Annotated in this window: 10 protein-coding genes and 2 pseudogenes; 4 read left to right on the top strand and 8 right to left on the bottom strand. The window is 60.9% G+C overall.

Translation table 11 applies throughout. From position 1 onward, the window contains the following. Positions 1-51: 51 nt before the first annotated feature. The 7 genes and pseudogenes from V5E97_RS20265 to fusA all read right to left on the bottom strand — a co-directional run bounded on the left by V5E97_RS20265 (position 52) and on the right by fusA (position 13,560). Positions 52-1,301, bottom strand: a pseudogene (locus V5E97_RS20265) (type II secretion system F family protein). A gap of 212 nt (positions 1,302-1,513) precedes the next feature. Further along, complete coding sequence (locus V5E97_RS20270; protein ID WP_406701092.1) at positions 1,514-3,232, bottom strand: GspE/PulE family protein; 1,719 nt, start codon at positions 3,230-3,232, stop codon at positions 1,514-1,516. Positions 3,233-3,497: 265 nt separating this feature from the next. Then, complete coding sequence (locus V5E97_RS20275) at positions 3,498-4,619, bottom strand: type IV pilus twitching motility protein PilT (protein WP_406701093.1); 1,122 nt, start codon at positions 4,617-4,619, stop codon at positions 3,498-3,500. Positions 4,620-4,982: 363 nt separating this feature from the next. After that, positions 4,983-6,734, bottom strand: coding sequence for a GspE/PulE family protein (locus tag V5E97_RS20280; RefSeq protein ID WP_406701094.1), 1,752 nt, complete (start codon positions 6,732-6,734; stop codon positions 4,983-4,985). A gap of 473 nt (positions 6,735-7,207) precedes the next feature. Continuing rightward, complete coding sequence (ppdK, locus tag V5E97_RS20285) at positions 7,208-9,883, bottom strand: pyruvate, phosphate dikinase (protein WP_406701095.1); 2,676 nt, start codon at positions 9,881-9,883, stop codon at positions 7,208-7,210. 249 nt (positions 9,884-10,132) lie between these two features. Continuing rightward, positions 10,133-11,141, bottom strand: a pseudogene (locus tag V5E97_RS20290) (GDP-mannose 4,6-dehydratase). Between the two features lie 337 nt (positions 11,142-11,478). Next, complete coding sequence (gene fusA / locus V5E97_RS20295) at positions 11,479-13,560, bottom strand: elongation factor G (RefSeq protein WP_406701096.1); 2,082 nt, start codon at positions 13,558-13,560, stop codon at positions 11,479-11,481. Between the two features lie 475 nt (positions 13,561-14,035). Here fusA and V5E97_RS20300 point away from each other — a divergent pair, with 475 nt between their 5' ends. The 4 genes from V5E97_RS20300 to V5E97_RS20315 all read left to right on the top strand — a co-directional run bounded on the left by V5E97_RS20300 (position 14,036) and on the right by V5E97_RS20315 (position 17,757). Beyond that, positions 14,036-14,710: an RraA family protein gene (locus tag V5E97_RS20300; protein WP_406701097.1), complete on the top strand. Its 675-nt coding sequence runs from the start codon at positions 14,036-14,038 to the stop codon at positions 14,708-14,710. 265 nt (positions 14,711-14,975) lie between these two features. Continuing rightward, positions 14,976-15,755, top strand: a complete 780-nt coding sequence (locus V5E97_RS20305) for a S26 family signal peptidase (protein WP_406701189.1) — start codon at positions 14,976-14,978, stop codon at positions 15,753-15,755. Positions 15,756-16,095: 340 nt separating this feature from the next. Then, a complete protein-coding gene (locus tag V5E97_RS20310) occupies positions 16,096-16,602 on the top strand; it encodes an HIT family protein (protein WP_406701098.1) in 507 nt (168 codons plus the stop codon). 78 nt (positions 16,603-16,680) lie between these two features. Continuing rightward, positions 16,681-17,757 carry a PIN/TRAM domain-containing protein gene (locus tag V5E97_RS20315; protein WP_406701099.1) on the top strand — a complete coding sequence of 359 codons (1,077 nt, stop codon included), beginning with the start codon at positions 16,681-16,683 and terminating at the stop codon, positions 17,755-17,757. A gap of 17 nt (positions 17,758-17,774) precedes the next feature. Here the strand turns inward: V5E97_RS20315 and V5E97_RS20320 are convergent, their stop codons facing one another. Then, positions 17,775-17,984, bottom strand: a complete 210-nt coding sequence (locus tag V5E97_RS20320) for a hypothetical protein (protein WP_406701100.1) — start codon at positions 17,982-17,984, stop codon at positions 17,775-17,777. Between the last annotated feature and the right edge of the window lie 29 nt (positions 17,985-18,013).

Consider the following 18,013-nt stretch of genomic DNA (forward strand, 5'->3'; position numbering starts at 1 on the left):
CTTCGGTGTCATCTCTTGGTCTCGCAACCGGGCCGCGGCGGAGGCCGGGGATTAGCCCGAGAGCTTGGTAATCAAGGTGATCAAGGGGAGAAAGAGGGCGATCACGATGAAGCCGATGATGCCGCCCAAGGTCACGATCATGATCGGCTCGAGCAGGCTGACGAGGCTCTCCACCAGGGCCTCCACCTCTTCGTCGTAGTTGTCGGCGATCTTGTTGAGCATCGTGTCGAGGTCGCCGGTCTCTTCGCCGACGTCGATCATGTTGACAACGATGTCGTCGACGATCCGTGACTCGCGGAGCGGCTGAGCGATCGTTTCACCTTCGCGGATGCTGTCGTAGATCCGGGCGAACGCCCGCTCGAAGACGGCGTTGCCCGCCGTTTCTTTGACAATGCTGAGCGACTCCAAGATCGGCACGCCCGACTGCACTAGGGTGCCCAGGGTCCGCATCGTCCGCGCCACGGTGGACTTCTCGACGATCTGGCCCATGACCGGAATCATCAAGAGGATCCGGTCGCAGACATAGGCCCCGTCCGGTTCCGGTAGAGCAGTTTCAAGATGATCCAGAAGAAAAGTGGAGCAAGGAAGACGAGGTAGAAGTACTTAATGACGAAGTGGCTGGCCTCGATCAAAAACACGGTCATCGCCGGCAGGGGAACGCCGAAGTCTTTGAAGATCGCTTCAAACTTGGGAATGATGAAGTAAAGAATGAAGCCGACGATCACGCACGCCACGAAGATGACGACGAGCGGATAGACCATGGCCGACTTGATCCGGCGTTTGAGCGTCTGGCTCTTCTCTTTGAAGTCCGCCAGGCGCTGGAGGATCGCCTCGAGGGCACCGCCCGCCTCACCCGCCTTGATCATGTTGCAGTAGAGCTTGTCGAACGCCTTGGGGTGCTTCGCGAAAGCTTCGGAGAGGGTCTGGCCGCTCTCGATATCCTCGACCACCTCGCCCAGCGAGTTCTTGAGCACGCCCGGCTTGCACTGACCTTCGAGAATTCGCAGGCTCCGCAAGATCGGCAGACCGGCATCCTGCAAGGTGGAGAGCTGTCGGGTGAAAGTACAGAGCTGCTTGGTGCCAATCTTGCCGATCGTGAACGATTTCTTCTTGCCCTTCTTGCCGCCCTTCTTCTTGGCGGCCGTCTTCTTCGCCTTCTTTTCAGAGCGCTCGGAGATCTTGGTGACGAAGAAGCCCTTTTGACGGATCAGCTGCTGCGCTTCTTCCTGGGTCGAGGCATTGATCGTGTCCTTGACCTCGCGCCCCGTGTGATCCATCGCCTCATACGAATAGGTTGGCATCGTCGTTCCCCTGTCTCGAAGAGTGGCTCTCGTGTCTCGCGGAGGAAAGATCACAAAGGCGAAGAAGGCTGAACACGTTCACATGCTTGTTCGTACTGGCGAATTCGGCGGTCCCGCAAGGCCGCCCTACTTCGACTCCACCGCGCCTGGTTTCGTTCCCTCGCAACGCGAGATTTCCACCGGTTTCCCAGGCGCGGGCCGATCGCCCGTGGTCAGACCTCGTCGAGCATGGTCTCGCGAAGAATTTCCTCGACCGAAGTCAGGCCGGTATGGATCGCTTGCAGGCCCGACTCACGGAGAGTCCGCATCCCGTACTTGCGGCAGGCGGTGCGGAAGTCGTCGAGCGACGCTTCGGAGACGACCATCTCCCGGAGCACGTCATTCATGATCAGTAATTCATAAACTCCCATGCGTCCCTTGTACCCGGTGTTGTTGCACCGGTCGCACCCCTTGCCGTAGAAGAACTTCTTGGTCGCCGCTTCCGAACTGGTCATCCCCAGCTCCATGGCGACTTCCTGGCTGGGCTGAAACTCGGTTCGACAATTGGTACAGATCTTCCGGACAAGTCGCTGGGCGAGCACGCCTTGAATCGTCGCCGTGATCAAGAAGGTCGGCAATCCCATGTCGCGGAGCCGGGTGATCGCCGAGGGGGCGTCGTTGGTGTGCAAGGTCGTGAACACAACGTGCCCGGTGAGCGACGCCTGAATCGCGATCTCGGCCGTCTCGAGGTCACGGGTCTCGCCGACGAGGATCTTATCCGGATCCTGGCGAAGAATGGCCCGCAGGCAGGCGGCAAACGTCACGCCGATTTCACTGTTGATCGGCACCTGGATCAGGCCGTCGATGTCGTACTCGACCGGCTCTTCCGTGGTGATGATCTTCTCGGTCACCTCGTTCAGCTCGTTGAGCGTGGCGTAGAGCGTGGTCGTCTTGCCGGACGAGGTCGGTCCGGTCACCAGGACGATCCCGTTGGGACGGTGACAGAGCTCGCGCCAGGCGACCAGCAAGTCGGGCGGCATGCCGATCTTGTTGAGGTCGAGCTGCACGACCGTCCGGTCGAGGATCCGGAGAACGACGCTCTCCCCGAAGAGGGTCGGCAAGGTCGAGACTCGGATGTCGACCGAGTTACCGCCGATGGCCAGCTCGATGCGTCCGTCCTGCGGCAAGCGACGTTCGGCGATATCGAGGTTCGCCATGACTTTGATGCGGCTAGCGATCGCGGGCGCCAGGTGGCGCGGGGGCGGCACGAGCTCATAGAGCACGCCGTCCACCCGATACCGCATCTTGTACTCTTCCTCGAACGGCTCGAAGTGGATGTCGGACGCCTTGTCCTTGATGGACAGGAGCAAAACCATGTTCAACAGTTTCCGCACCGGCGCGGCGTCGGCCATTTCCTCGATCGCTTCGAGGTCGATCGTGTTCTGGTTCCGGTTGGAGTACTGCGCAAGGCCCTTGTCCGACTCGATCTGCTTGACCACGTCCTCGATCGACTCTTGATGGCCGGCGTAGAGTCGCTCGATGGCCGCCATCACGTCGGCCTCGGTGGCGATCGCCCCCTTGACCTCGACGCCCAGGAACTGACGGATGCTATCGAGCGTCGACGGGTTCTGCGGTTCCGCCATCGCGACGGTGACGCTCTTGTCCTTCTTGTTCTGAGAGACCGGCACGACTTTAAAAGCCGTGGCCATCGTCTCGTTGACCAACTCGGTGAGCTCCGACGGGATCGTCGTCTCCGCGAGTTTCATCACCTTCATGCTCAGCTGTTCGCCGAGCGCTTTGAGCACATGTTCTTCCTTGACGAGCCCAAGCCGGATCGCCACCTTGCCGATCAGCTCATTGCTCGAACGTTTCTGCTCTTCAAGCAACGACCAGAGCTTCTCCTCGTCGAGATAGCCCATGTCCACCAGGATCTGACCGAGTCGGCGTGCCATGAATCAATCCCACCCTCTCCGGAGCGGACCTTCAGCGGCCCCTCCCCGAAAACGAAATCGGACCGGATTGTTTTGATGCGTAAGAAACGTTCGGACGGAGGCCCGGCCCAGAACGGGCCAGGCCAGCAAATCGCGAGCGAGACACCGACGGGCCGCGGCCGGGAGAGGATCTCCCTCGGGAAGGACGTCAGCCCGCCGGAACCAACAACAACCCAACAACATACGAAGCAAACTGGGCGGCGTGACACGCCCTCGGAAAATTGATTTACTTCTTGGGATCGGTATCTTCGTCGGCGTCTTCTTCGTCGTCGAAGACCCCCTTCTTGGCGTTCTCGACCCGTTCGCGGAGCTCGTTGACCTTGCGGGCCTTGACGTACAGTTCCTCTTCCTCGACGAGCCCTTGGCGCCAGAGGTTGAAGAGGCTGTCGTCGAGCAAGATCATCCCGTGCTTGCGTCCGGTCTGGATCGACGAGTCGATACGATACGTCTTGTTTTCACGAATCAGGTTCGAGATCGCCGGGGTCACGACCAGCATCTCGTAAGCGGCCACGAGTCCCTTGGGCTTCCGAGGCACCAGGGCCTGGGCGAGCACGCCGATGATGGCGACCGAGAGCTGGGTCCGGATCTGGTCCTGCTGCTCTTTGGGGAACACGTCGATAATTCGGTTGACGGTTCCTTCGGCCGAGTTGGTGTGCAAGGTGCCGAAGACGATGTGACCGGTCTCCGCGGCGGTCACGGCCGCGGAGATCGTCGCCAGGTCACGCATTTCGCCGACGAGGATACAGTCAGGGTCCATTCGCAGAGCGCGACGGATCGCCTCGGGGAAGTCGGGAACGTCGATGCCGATCTCGCGCTGATTGATCAGCGACTTCTTGTGCTTGTGGAAGTACTCGATCGGGTCTTCGATCGTGATGATGTGCCGGTCGAGATTGTCATTGATCCAGTTGATCATGCTCGCGAGGCTGGTCGTCTTGCCCGAGCCAGTCGGACCGGTCACGAGAATCAGGCCGCGAGGACGGGTGATCAGGTCTTCCATCACCGCGGGCAGACCAAGCTGCTGGAACGTGAGGAACTCGTTGGGAATCCGCCGGAGGACCAACCCGATGTTGCCGCGCTGCTTGAAGACGGCAACGCGGAACCGGGCCATCTCGCCGAACGCGAAACCAAAGTCGCATCCCCCCACCTCCTGAAGCTCCTGCTGGCAGCGTTCAGGCGTGATGCTCTTCATGAGCGCGGAGGTATCGGACGACTCGAGGACCTTGGTCGCCAGCGGACGCATGTGACCATGGAGGCGGAGCATTGGTTGGCTCCCCACGGTCAGGTGCAGGTCGCTGGCCTTCTGTTGGACCACCGTCTGCAGCAGCTTATCGATAAGCAGGGTACCCATCGCCGTATCAACCCTCCCGAATCGCCTCGGTGGAGCTCGCCCCCGGTCCGAGCCCGCTGGCCCGTCCGCAATCCAGGGGGTCTTGACAAAGTCCCATCAACCAGGTGTCCACCGAATGAAATGCTGGGGTTCAGGGCTTTACGGCGATCGCAACTCACCCTTCCGCCACGCTCATTATTCCGGTGCACCGGCGCCCGAATCAAGGGAAAGGCGCCCGACAGACAGGCCACCATCTCGTAAAGATGGGGGCTTTGGAGAGATCAAACCGAGGGTGACCGCCCCACTCGGCGTGGTGGCAGCCCCCTCTTTTGGGTCGGAAAACGCCCCAGAGTGATGACCCTCATCGAGCGGGTCGTGCGCGAGTCATTTGGCCGGGGTCGCCGGGGTGGGCGCGGCCGCCGCGCTGTCGTGCTGGGTGATCCGGAGGATCTCGTCGATGGTCGTGAGCCCCTTCAACGCCTTGACCATCCCGTCCTCGAAAAGAGTGCGCATCCCCTGTTTTCGAGCCATTCTCCGAAGATTCTGGGTGGAATCCCCCTTGAACGTCATCTCACGGATCTGGCTGGTCATGGTCAGCAGTTCGTAGATCCCCATGCGTCCGCGGTACCCCGACTTGTTGCAGTGGGAGCACCCCTTGCCCTTCATGAAATTCGCCTTCTTGGCGATCTCCGGCTTGAGGCCGATACCCTGCAAGACGTGAGCCGGCGGCTCGTAGCGGACCCGGCATTTGGGACACACTTTGCGGACCAAACGTTGTGCCATGATCGCCATGACCGAACTAGCCACCAGGAACGGCTGCACCCCGATATCGACCAGTCTCGTTACAGCACTGGGCGCATCGTTCGTGTGCAATGTACTAAAAACCAAGTGTCCTGTCAGCGAGGCCTGAATCGCCGTGTTGGCGGTCTCTTCGTCGCGGATTTCGCCGACCAGGAGGATGTTCGGATTCTGTCGGAGCATGGCTCGAATGATGCGTGCAAACGTCATCCCAATCTTCGCACGCACCTCGCACTGGTTGACGCCCGGCAGGTAGTACTCGACCGGGTCTTCGGCCGTGATGATTTTCACGTCCGGTCGGTTCAGCTCGTTGAGGGCGGCGTAGAGGGTGGTCGTCTTGCCCGAGCCGGTCGGGCCGGTGACGAGCAAAATCCCGTTGGGGCGTTTGATCATCGAGGAGAACCGTTTCCAGTCCTCTTCACCGAACCCGAGGTCGCGGAGGCCGACCTTGATGTTCTCACGGTCGAGGATCCGCATGACGACGGACTGGCCGTGGCTGGTTGGGAGCACGCTGACCCGCAAGTCGATGTCCTTGCCGGCGGCGTGCATCTTGATGCGGCCGTCCTGGGGCCGGCGCTTCTCGGCGATGTCCATCGAGCCCATGATCTTGATACGGCTGACGATCGACCCGAGGAGGCGGCGGGGCGGGGAGTCGCGTTCCATGCAGACGCCGTCGATCCGGTAGCGGATTCGGACCCGGTCGGCGAACGGCTCGATGTGGATATCCGAAGCGCGCATGTTCACGGCTTCCTGGATGATCAGGTGGACGAGCCGGATGACCGGGGCGTCGCCCTCTTCCAGGCCGATGGTGCCGCTGCCCGACTTGCCGCCACCGCCGACGTCTTCCGAGAAGTCGATCGCGGTGTCGGTGAATTCCTGAAGCATGGAGTCGACGGACTCGGTTTCGGTCGAGGAGCCGCCGTAGTAGCGGTTGATGGCCTCGACGATGGCCTCTTTGGGGGCGAGGGCGACCTCGATCTCGCGGTTCAAGACGAAGCGGAGCTTGTCGATCGTCTCGAAGGCGTTGGGGTCGTGCATGATGACCTTGATCGCGCCGCTCTCTTGCGACAAGGGCATCACAATGTTTTCACGGGCAAGCGACTCGGGCACCAACTCGATGACGGACGGGGGGATTTCGATTTCCCGAAGCTCAACGAAAGCCATGCCGTGCTGTTCGGCCTTGGCCTTCATGATCTCGTCAACCCCGGCATAGCCGAGCTTGACCAGCGCCTCCTCCACGGGAAGATGGTTCATCGACTGCGCTTCCCGCATCTGATCGGGTCCAATGACACCGCGCTTAACCAGGATGTCGGTCCATTCTCGGCCTTGCTTCGCCATGGGAGTGAGGCTCCGGAAAACCAGCGAGCGTGTCGGGAGCATGTCCGAGGTCAGCCCATCTGAAGAGGGCGACCGCGGCGTGTGATCCTGACCTTTGGGGGTTCGTGCGAAAGTCTGTGTGTGGGGGAACGTCGGATCCGCAAACAATCAAAATCGTGGGTCACGTATGGGCGGCACCCAGCATAAGTCGATCGCATGAAAGAGATGACGAAATCGATAAAATCAACGTTACCACAGCCCTGCGACGACGACAAGCAACCCCGAGAGAAAAAGGAGGGGTTGTATCATGGAACCATGACAGCCTGCCACCAATTAATAAAATCCCATCAATCCCGGCAATTGGCACGATGCGTGCAGCCGGAACCCATCCAGCCAATCTTCGGCTGCCGCCTACCCGGGAATAAACAAAAAAAGGCCGCCCGAGTGTAACTCGGACGGCCTCAAGGATTAGGGCACCCACCGTTCAGGGTCGATCAACGGTCGCGGCTGATCGTCTTGCCTTCGGCCAGGACGGCCTGGGCCGCGGCCAGCCGGGCGATGGGCACGCGGTACGGGGAGCACGAAACATAGTCCATGCCCACGACGTGGCAGAAGGCCACGCTCTCGGGGTCACCGCCGTGCTCGCCGCAGATCCCCACCTTGAGGTGCTCGCCGGTCTTCTCCTTGCGAGCCTTGCGTCCCTTGGCGACGCCGATCTCGATGAGTTGACCGACGCCGTTGGCGTCGAGGGTCTGGAACGGGTCGACCGGCAAGATCTTCTCTCGCAGGTAGGTCGGCATGAAGCCCTTGATATCGTCACGGCTGAAGCCGAACGTCATCTGGGTCAGGTCGTTGGTGCCGAACGAGAAGAACTCGGCCTCCTCGGCAATCTTGTCGGCGGTCAAGGCAGCGCGGGGCACCTCGATCATGGTGCCGATGAGATAGTCGACCTTGGTCCCCTCTTGCTTCATGACCTCGTCGATCACGGCGACCGCTCGCGTCTTCACGAAGACGAGCTCTTCGATCGTCCCGACCAGGGGGATCATAATTTCGGGGAGGACCGATTTCCCCTTCTTCTTGACTTCGATGGCCGCCTCGATGATCGCCCGGACCTGCATGTCGCCAATTTCCGGGTAGACGATCGGCAGGCGGCAACCGCGGAACCCGAGCATCGGGTTGAACTCGTGGAGCTGCTCGACCCGGTCCTTCACCTTCTGGACGGTGACACCGAGTTGCTTGGCAACTTCAGCCTGCCCCTTTTCGTCGTGGGGGAGGAACTCGTGCAGCGGCGGGTCGAGCAGGCGGATGGTCACGGGGAGACCGTCCATCGCCTCGAAGATGCCGACGAAGTCCGCCTTCTGGAACGGTTCGAGCTCGGCCAGAGCCGCCTTGCGCCCCTCGACGTCGTCGGCGACGATCATCTTGCGCATCGCGGTGATCCGCTGATCACCGAAGAACATGTGCTCGGTCCGGCAGAGGCCGATCCCCTCGGCGCCGAACTCTCGGGCCTTGGCCGAGTCATTGGGCGTGTCGGCGTTGGTGCGGACCTTCAAGGTCCGGATCTTGTCGGCCCATTCCATCAAGGTGGCAAAGTGCCCCGAGATCGAGGGGGCGACGGTCGCGACCTGGCCGATCATGACGTCACCGGTGGTGCCGTTGATCGTGAGGAAGTCGCCCGCCTTGACCGTGTGTTCGCCAACCCGGACGGTTCCGGCCTTCTCGTCGATCCGGACTGCTTCGCAACCGACGACGCAGGGCTTACCCCAGCCTCGGGCGACGACCGCGGCGTGGCTCGCCTTGCCACCGGTCGAGGTGAGGATGCCGGACGCCAGGTGCATGCCCGCGACGTCCTCGGGGCTGGTCTCTTTGCGGACGAGGAGGATCTTCTCGTCGGGGTGGGCTTCCGCATGGGCGACAGCCGCTTCGGCCGAGAGGACCACCTTGCCTGATGCCGCGCCGGGGCTGGCGGCGATGCCTTGCGCGACCGGCTTATCCTTGGCCTTGGGGTCGAGCTGGGGCAGGAGCAGGTGGTTCAGGCTCTCCGGGTTCACGCGCTGGAGGGCCGTCTTCTGGTCGATCAGGCCTTCCTGAACCATCTCGACGGCGATCCGGACGGCGGCCGAGCCGGTGCGCTTGCCGGAGCGGGTCTGGAGCATGTAGAGCGTACCGTCCTGGACGGTGAACTCGATGTCCTGCATTTCCTTGTAGTGCGACTCGAGCGTCTTGCGGATCCCGAGCAGTTGCTCGTAGACCTTGGGCATCTCCTGGTCGAGCTGAGCGATCGGCTCAGGGGTCCGGATGCCGGCGACGACGTCTTCGCCCTGGGCGTTGATCAGGTAGTCACCGTAGAACTCGTCGGCCCCGGTGTTCGGGTCGCGAGTGAAGGCGACGCCGGTGCCCGAGTTGGTCCCCATGTTGCCGAAGACCATCGCCTGAACGTTGACGGCGGTCCCCTTCAGTCCGCTGATCCGCTCGATCCGGCGGTACTCAACGGCCTTCTTCCCCATCCAGCTATTGAAGACGGCCATGATGGACGCCCAGAGCTGCTCGATCGGATCCTGGGGAAAGTCGGTGCCGGTGTGGGCCTTGTAGACGGCCTTGTATTTCTCGACGAGGACCTTCAAGTCGTCGGCGCTGAGGTCGGTGTCGTTCTTGACACCCTTGGCCTTCTTGAGCGACTCAAGTTCGTGCTCGAAGTGCTCGTGATCGACTCCCATGGCGGTCGAGCCGAACATGTCGATCAGGCGGCGATAGCCGTCGTACGCGAAGCGGGGGTTGCCCGTCTTCTTGGCCAGACCTTCGACAACGGTGTCGGACAGGCCCAGGTTCAAAATCGTGTTCATCATTCCGGGCATCGACAGCGCGGCACCCGAGCGGACGCTGACGAGGAGCGGGTTGGTGGGGTCGCCGAGCTTGGCGCCAACCAGTGACTCCATCTGTGCGATTGCAGCCTGGACCTGCGGTTTCACGGCTTCGGGCAGTTTCTTGCCCTCATCGTAATACTTGGCGCAGACTTCCGTGGTGATCGTGAAGCCGGGGGGGACGGGAATTCCAAGAACGCTCATCTCGGCCAGGTTGGCCCCTTTGCCGCCGAGCAGGGTCTTCATCTCGGCCTTGCCATCGGCCTTGCCACCGCCAAACGAATAAACAAACTTCTGCGGATCGGACATCGGTATTACAAGCTCCTCGGTCGCTGCGACATTCCCCCGGTGACCGCCACGTGCGTTCCCAGGCCCGCGCGGCCCACCGTGATTGTTCGTAAACTCATGAAAGGACAAAGATTAACGATTCTAGATCGGAGCGTCAAGACTCGACCTGCCCTCCCCTCGGACGGGGTGGCGCAGCCCCAAGCGCTCGCGGCTCCAACCGGTGGATGGGCTCGCTCCTGGGACCGCGGTGCTCGGGGGCGGGGAACGACTTTAGGCTTGACTCTTTGGGGTGTGAGCCTGGGGGGGGATGGTATTCGCGGCAAGGCCACGGTGGAACGCGATGACCGCTTCGAGAATCGCCTCGAGCGTTCGTTCCGGTTTGAAGCCAATGAGAGCGCTGAGTTTGGAGACGTCGGGGACACGACGAGGCATGTCCTCGAACCCGGCTTCGTAGGCTTCGCCGTAAGGGATGTGAACGATCTCCGAAGTCGAACCGCTCAGCGTTTTGACCAGATTCGCCAGCGTGCCGATGGAGACTTCTTCGCTGGAGCCAATGTTATAGACCTGGCCGACGGCCGACGGATGATCGACGAGCTTGACCAGAGCATTAACCACGTCGGCCACGTGAGCGAAGCAGCGCGTCTGGGAGCCGTCTCCGTAGACGGTAATCGGCTGGCCCGCGAGGGCCTGTTTGACGAAGGACGGGATGACCATGCCGTATTGCCCGACCTGACGGGGACCGACCGTGTTGAAGAGTCGGACGACCACCGTGGGCAAATGCTTCTCACGCCAGTAGGCCAGGGCGAGAAACTCGTCGATCGCCTTCGAGCAGGCGTAACTCCAGCGCCCTTTGTTCGTCGCCCCCATCACCAGGTTGCCGTCCTCGCGGAACGGGACCTGGGTGCTCAGTCCGTAGACCTCGGAGGTTGAGGCGATTAACACCTTCTTCTTTTTCTTGTTCGCGTGAGCCAGCACGACTTCGGTCCCATGCACATTGGTCTCGATCGTCCGGACCGGGCTCTCCACGATCAGCTTGACCCCCACGGCCGCCGCCAGGTGAATGATGACGTCACACTGGTCAACAAGTTCCGCCACGATCGGATGGTTGTGAACGCTATCGACCGTGTAGTGGAAGTGCGGGTGGCTGCGGAGGTGCCGGATGTTCTCGATGCTGCCGGTGGAAAGATCATCGAGGACGAGCACCTCGTCGCCGCGTTCAAGATAGGCCTCGCAAAGATGGGAGCCGATGAAGCCGGCTCCCCGTGATCAAGACTCGCATCCCTTCGGTGTCCTTTCGACTACGGATTCCAATCGTGCGTGCCTCGCCCCCCCGCTCCATCGGACTTTGCCTGATGAGCCAAAAAAAAAAGGGAAGCGGCGAGCGGAGGGAATCAAATCCAAATGGGGAACCGGAGGGCTCAAGAACGACAGCCTGATCGTCCGGAAACGAAGACAACAGATCATTGCATCGAATCCGGCTTGGCTCAAGCCCGATGTCTCTCCTCGTCACTCCTTGGATTGGAAAAGGAAGAACGCCCGACCCCCCTTTTTCTTTTGAAAAAAAAGAAGGGGACCGGGCGTCTTTGCTTACGTTGCGTGTGGGGCGAGAATCAGGCTTAGGCGCCTGCCTTCTCGGTCGTGGCCTTCTTGACGATTTCTTCCTGGAGCCGAGCGGGGACCTTCTGGTATTTGAGGAACTCCATGCTGAAGCTCCCCTTGCCCTGGGTCATGCTCCGCAGGTCGTTGGAGTAGCCGAACATTTCGGAGAGGGGCACTTCCGCCAGGATCACCGCGAACCCTTGACGGCTCTCGGTGCCGAGGATCACGCCCCGCTTCGAGGAAACCTGACCGGTAACCGGCCCCTGGAACTCGGTCGGTGTCTCCACCTCGACCTTCATGATCGGCTCCAGAAGTACCGGAGCCGACTTACGGAAGGTCTCGCGGAAGCAGTCGCGAGCACAGATCTGGAACGCCATGTCCGACGAGTCGACGTCGTGATACGACCCGTCGGTGAGAATCATCTTGACGCCGATGACCTCGAAACCGGCGACCGGTCCCTTGCCCAGCGAGTCGCGGAAGCCCTTCTCGACGGAGGGGATGTACTCGCTCGGAATTCGGCCACCGGTGACCTTGTTCTCGAAGACGAACGTCTCGGCGGATTCGGCCCCCAACGGCTCCAACACACCGACAACGTGGGCGAACTGGCCCGAGCCACCGGTCTGCTTGCGGTGCTTGTAGTTGTACGGGGTCGACTGGGTCGGCGACTCGCGGTAGCTGACCTTCGGCGCACCGACGGTACAGTCCACCTTGTATTCGCGGCGAATCCGCTCGACATAGATTTCCAGGTGCAACTCACCCATGCCGGAAATGATCGTCTCACTCGTCTCGGGGTCAACGTGAACCCGGAACGTCGGATCCTCACGCATGAACCGATTCAAGGCCTTCGACAGCTTGTCGTAGTCGGCCCGCTTGGTCGGGATGATCGACAGGTCGATGACCGGATCCGCGGCGTAGATGCTTTCGAGCGAGACGTTCGTCCCCTCAGCGCAGTAAGTGTCACCGGTCGCGCACTCGAGGCCCATCACCGCGACGATGTCGCCGGCCCCGGCCGCGTCGATGTCTTCCTTCTGATCGGCATGCACGCGAAGGATGCGGCTAATCCGCGCCTTCTTGCGCTGACGTGCGTTGAGGTAGAACTCCCCCTTCCTGAGGGTGCCCTGATAGATCCGCATGTAGGTGACCTGACCGAACGCCTCTTCGACGAGCTTGAACGCCATCGCCACCAGCGGCAGCTCGGCGTCGGGGGCCAGCGCCACCTCGGCCATGCCGTCGTTATTATCCTTGGCGTGGATCTCGCGATCGAGCGGGCTCGGCAGGTAATCGCTCACCGCGTCAAGGAGGAGCTGGACCCCCTTGTTCTTGTAAGCGGTGCCAATGAGCACGGGGCAAATCCGCTGAGCAATCGTCCCCTCGCGGATCGTCTTGTGGATCAGCTCGAGCGGAACCTCTTGCTCTTCGAGGAGCAACTCCATGAGCTCGTCGGAGACGAGCGAGAGCGCCTCGAGCATCCCTTGACGAGCGCGTTCGGCGGCGTCAACCAGGTCGGCGGGAATCGGCTCACGACGAACCGTGTCCCCCTTCTCGCCGTCGAAGTAGACGGCTTGGCGGTTGATCAGGTCGACAATCCCCTGGAAGTTCGCTTCCGAGCCGATCTGGATCTGCAAGGGCACAACCGTCAAGCCAAGCTTGCTCTCCAGCTGCGAGATCACGTTGTTCGCGTTGGCGCCGGTGCGGTCCATCTTGTTGATGAACGCCAGCCGGGGAACTGCGTACCGCTTCATCTGGCGGTCGACCGTGATCGACTGGGACTGCACGCCTGCGACGGCGCAGAGGACCAGCACCGCACCATCGAGCACGCGGAGCGAACGCTCGACCTCGACCGTGAAATCGACGTGACCAGGGGTGTCAATGATATTGACCTTCTTGTCCCCCCAGTGGACGGTCGTGGCGGCCGAGGTGATCGTGATCCCTCGTTCCTTCTCCAACTCCATGTGGTCCATGACCGCACCTTCGCCACGCACTTCCCTGATGACGTGGATCCGGCCGGCGTAGTACAAGACTCGCTCGGTGAGCGTCGTTTTACCAGAATCGATGTGGGCCGAAATCCCGATGTTCCGGACGTTGCGAAGGTTTTCCATAGTAGTTGTTGTCGCGATCGCGTCGCAAAGGGTGGAACGCCCTTTGGCCTGAGAGAAACCGGTCTTAAATGAGGCCGGGAATGGCTCAACCCGCCGTTCCAGGACGAGTTGAAGGGGTGGCCGGAATTTCTGACTGAGAGGCACACCAATGAGAACCGGCCGAGAATCTCAATCCGATTTGGTGTGGAGCACAAGCAGAGTCCGAGGAAAACTCAAGGTCAAAGGGAGAATATCGTATCAGGTTCGCAGCTACGGTCAAGTCTGATCCCAGACGAATCATCCGATCATCGTACATCTATAATACGTGAGGCGGCAAGCCTTGTTCGATTGGGAACCTTCCTCAGCCTGGTGCGCAGGAAACTCACTCGGTCATCGATTTTTGAACCCACCTGTCGTACGCTTTTCCCGCGGATTTGTGGAATTCGCCTCGAAACACGCCACCCCTCTTCTTTCGATGAAACGGTCCGATCCCGCCATGACACTACCCGACTTCGCTGATGACAAGGCACGCCTCGACTGGATTGCACAGTCTCTCTATTCCGGTCTGCTCAGTGACGCCTGTGACGCCTCGGGATACCGCGACCGAGCGCTCAAGCCCGATATTCGGCCGCTCGACGAGTCACTGATCCTTGTCGGCCGCGCCAAGACGACGGTCTGGGCGCCGATGTTCCATGTGCCGCCCCGCCCCTACGACAAGGAAATTGCCGCCGTCGACTCGCTCCAGCCCGGCGATGTCTTCGTGATGGCCGTCAACCGCGCGACCGAGATCGTTCCGTGGGGCGAGCTGCTCTCAACGGCCAGCGTGGCCCGAGGCGGCCGAGGCGCCCTGGTCGACGGCCTGGTGCGCGACTCCCGGCAAATCCAGGCCATGGGATTTCCCGTCTTCTGCACTGGCCGACGTCCGTATGATTCGTGCGGCCGCGGTATTGTCGTCGACTACGACGTTCCCGTCATGATCGATGGGATCCTCATCCATCCTGGAGACCTGGTGTTTGGTGACGCCGATGGCGTGGTGATCGTCCCAAAATGTGTCGAGACCGAGGTCCTGGAACGCTCCTGGACCAAGTTGAGCGGTGAAAATTCCACGCGGGACGCCCTCCGCGCCGGAATCCCCCTGGCGCGGGTGTTTCAGGATCACGGGATCCTCTAAACGCAAAAGCGTCCGGGCGCGACTTTCCGCTCAATTTTCCGAAATCGCGGGCGAACCACTCATTGCATGGGCCAATTCACAATCCAATATCGCTAATCTCACGAAGCGATGCGGAAGTACCCAGCAACCAATCGAATCGACTTTGGGCTCTTGCGGAATCCTCTGACTGTTGTCAGACTTGAGTGACGGGGAGATTGACTCGGCACTGGATCCGGAAGGATTTAGCGTCATAAGTCCGTCAATCGAGTTCGAGGAGTGGAGCGTGATGCACTCGGGCGGTCGAACTGAAGCACGGGAGGTTCGGTCGGGGGATCACGAGTTGCGGGGGAAGTCGCGCGCCGGCCTGAAAATCCTGATTCCTGGATATGTTCAGTGGACTTGGCGACAGCGGGAACGGGCGGCGGTCCTGTTCGGTTCATTCGCGATGGCAATGGGCGTGGGGGTCTTTTCCTGGGGAACGCGGATGGGCCTGGCGCTCCTGGCCTTTGCGTTTGGGACGCATGTGGTGTCGGCGGTCGATGTCCTCCGGCAGAGCGCCTTCCCTGGGTTCGGGCGTTGGATGCCACTGCTTTCGGCCTCGGGAGGGCTGGCGCTGGGGGTCTACACGCCCACCGTCCTGGTGGCGTCGCTGGTGGCCTGGCCAGCGATGGACGGCGTCTCGGGGATGGATGGTTATCTGGTGAATTTCTGGGCGTTTCGGAGCCAATCGCCGCGTGACGGCGACTGGGTCTGGCTCCGATTCTCGCCCTGGGATGATACCCATGTGGGGCGTGTGGTGGCACGCGCCGGGCAGGAAGTGGAATGGTCACGAAATCGGCTACAAGTCGATGGCAAAAAAGTTCGGCCCGACGCTTCGCTCCGGTTCGATGCGACGCCCGATGAACTTGCGTTCATAGTCCCAACGGGACATGTGCTCATGACTCCCGTTGAACGGTCCCACCGTCGCGCGGGTACGGGTAAGTTAGTCTTGGTCCCCAACGATCAAGTCGCCGGTCGCGCCTGGGCACGGATGTACCCACTCTGGGAGCGGCAAACCCTTCACTGAATGAATTCGGAGACAGCCTTGGACGCCGCTCTCCTGGTAGGTTCGGGCGTATCCGGGGAGTAGCAGTCGGGAGGAGAACCAACCCAAGTTGTTGTCAGTGAAGTCGTTTGGCGGTCGACCAAAGCGGCGGGCATCGACGGCAACATTGGTCTATTTTGGCGTAACACGTCCGCAAAAAGACAGGGAAAATCGACTGGGGTCGCGACAAACGATCTCTGGAGTGGTATCATCATTCCACTCTGGGGAGTCCTCTGCCGCCTGACGGTATTTGTGCGCCGTCGGTTTCGTGGTGGCGACGGGTGGTTTGTCTCCGGTACCTCAGGCGGGACGTGGTGGCGTTATGGATCGGCTCTGGGCTCCCTGGCGTGCTCAGTACATCCGAGAGGCCTCTGCCGGGGCCGAAACGGACCCTGGCTGTTTTCTGTGCCGGGGCATATCAAGCCGCGACGATCGCGACAACCTGCTAGTCTGGCGGGGAGCGCACTCAGTCGTCGTCCTGAACCGGTTCCCCTATAACAACGGCCATTTGTTGGTGGCTCCCTTGGTCCATCGAGGGACGCTGGGAGAGTTGTCGGGGGCCGACCTGACCGAGCCGATCGAAACGGTTCGCAAGTTGGTGGGCATCCTCGACCGCATGCTGAGGCCGCAGGGGTATAACATCGGGTTGAATCAGGGAAAATCGGCCGGCGCGGGGCTCCCTGGGCACCTCCATTGGCATGTGGTGCCGAGGTGGGATGGCGACACGAACTTCATGCCGGTCCTTGGTCAGACCAAGGTGATCGTCGAGAGCCTGTTGGAATTTTATGACCGGTTGGCGGCGGAACTGGCGACCGCCCCCGAGCGTTGATCCAGTCCGCAGGTTCCAATCTCGCTCGTGGTTCGTCGAAAGCAGGTATTTCAGGCCATGTGGGAAAGGTAATTGGCCATGCTTTTATATATGATCCGCGCTCTATTTGTCTTGGTCGTCGCCGGAATGGCCGTCCGTATTGCACGGACCGTCGGCGAAAACCAACTGGCGAATCCCTATCTTGTCTTTGTAGGGCTGCTGGTCGGGGCCATCGTGATCATGGTCACCGACATCCTGACGCCACGAAAGCGGATCCAAACGATTTCCGCCATTTACTTTGGTATCATCGTCGGGGTTTTGCTCAGTGACCTCATTCAGAACGCGTTGCAGCCGTCGCTGGACCTTTACCTCATGCCCGTGGTGCGCAACAGCGTTTCCGGGTTCATGATGATCTGCATCTGCTACGTCTGCGTCAGCACCTTGCTCCAGACCAAAGATGATTTCCGGTTCATCATTCCGTACGTGGAATTCTCGAAGGAAGTCAAGGGATCGCGTCCGTTGGTCCTCGATACGTCCGTGGTGATCGATGGGCGGATCGCCGACGTCGCCGAGACGAAGGTGATTGACCAACCGCTGATCGTCCCTCGATTCGTGCTCCAAGAATTACAGGGAATCGCCGACAGCTCGGATAAGCTAAGGCGAAACCGAGGCCGCCGCGGCCTGGACATTCTCAATCGGCTGCAGAAATCCACGGGGGTTGAGGTCAAGATCCACGACTCTGAGATCCCCGAACTCGCCGGGATTCGTGAAGTGGATCAACGGCTCGTCGTTCTGGCCAAACACCTCGGGGGCAAGGTGGTCACCAACGACTACAACCTGAACAAGATCGCCAAGCTTCAGGGGGTTGAGGTGATCAACCTGAACGACCTGGCGAACGCACTCAAGCCGATCGTCTTGCCGGGAGAGGGCCTTACCGTCAAACTGCTGAAACGCGGCGAAGAGCCCGGCCAGGGGATTGGATACCTCGACGACGGCACGATGATCGTCGCCGAGCAAGGCGGTTATCACCTGGGGGAGACCATCCGTCTCACCGTCACCAGTGTCCTCCAGACCAGCGCAGGACGGATGATCTTCGGCCGGATCGATCCCGCGCCGCCGGCACGAACTCTGAATGTCACCCCGTCCCAAGATCCGCAGAACCGAACGAACGCCTAGGCGATCCGTGCTCAGGCTCAAGCCCCCGAGCCCTCTTCAACCTCATCCCCCTGCCCATCATAGGGGGTCTTGCACCAGTGGCAGACCATGATCTGCTCGCAATTGGGACAGAGGATGGGGATCTCGGGGCGGGAGAGGGCTTCGTAGTATTCCTGCGAAGGTGGCAGGTACGGCGTTTGGCAACCGTCACAAATCAACGGGCGTTGACAGTAAGCGCAGTCAATCATGGAAACACCTCCCGAGACGTTGTCACGTG

Source organism: Singulisphaera photorubra (assembly GCF_045290345.1).
Classification (GTDB): Bacteria; Planctomycetota; Planctomycetia; order Isosphaerales; family Isosphaeraceae; genus Singulisphaera.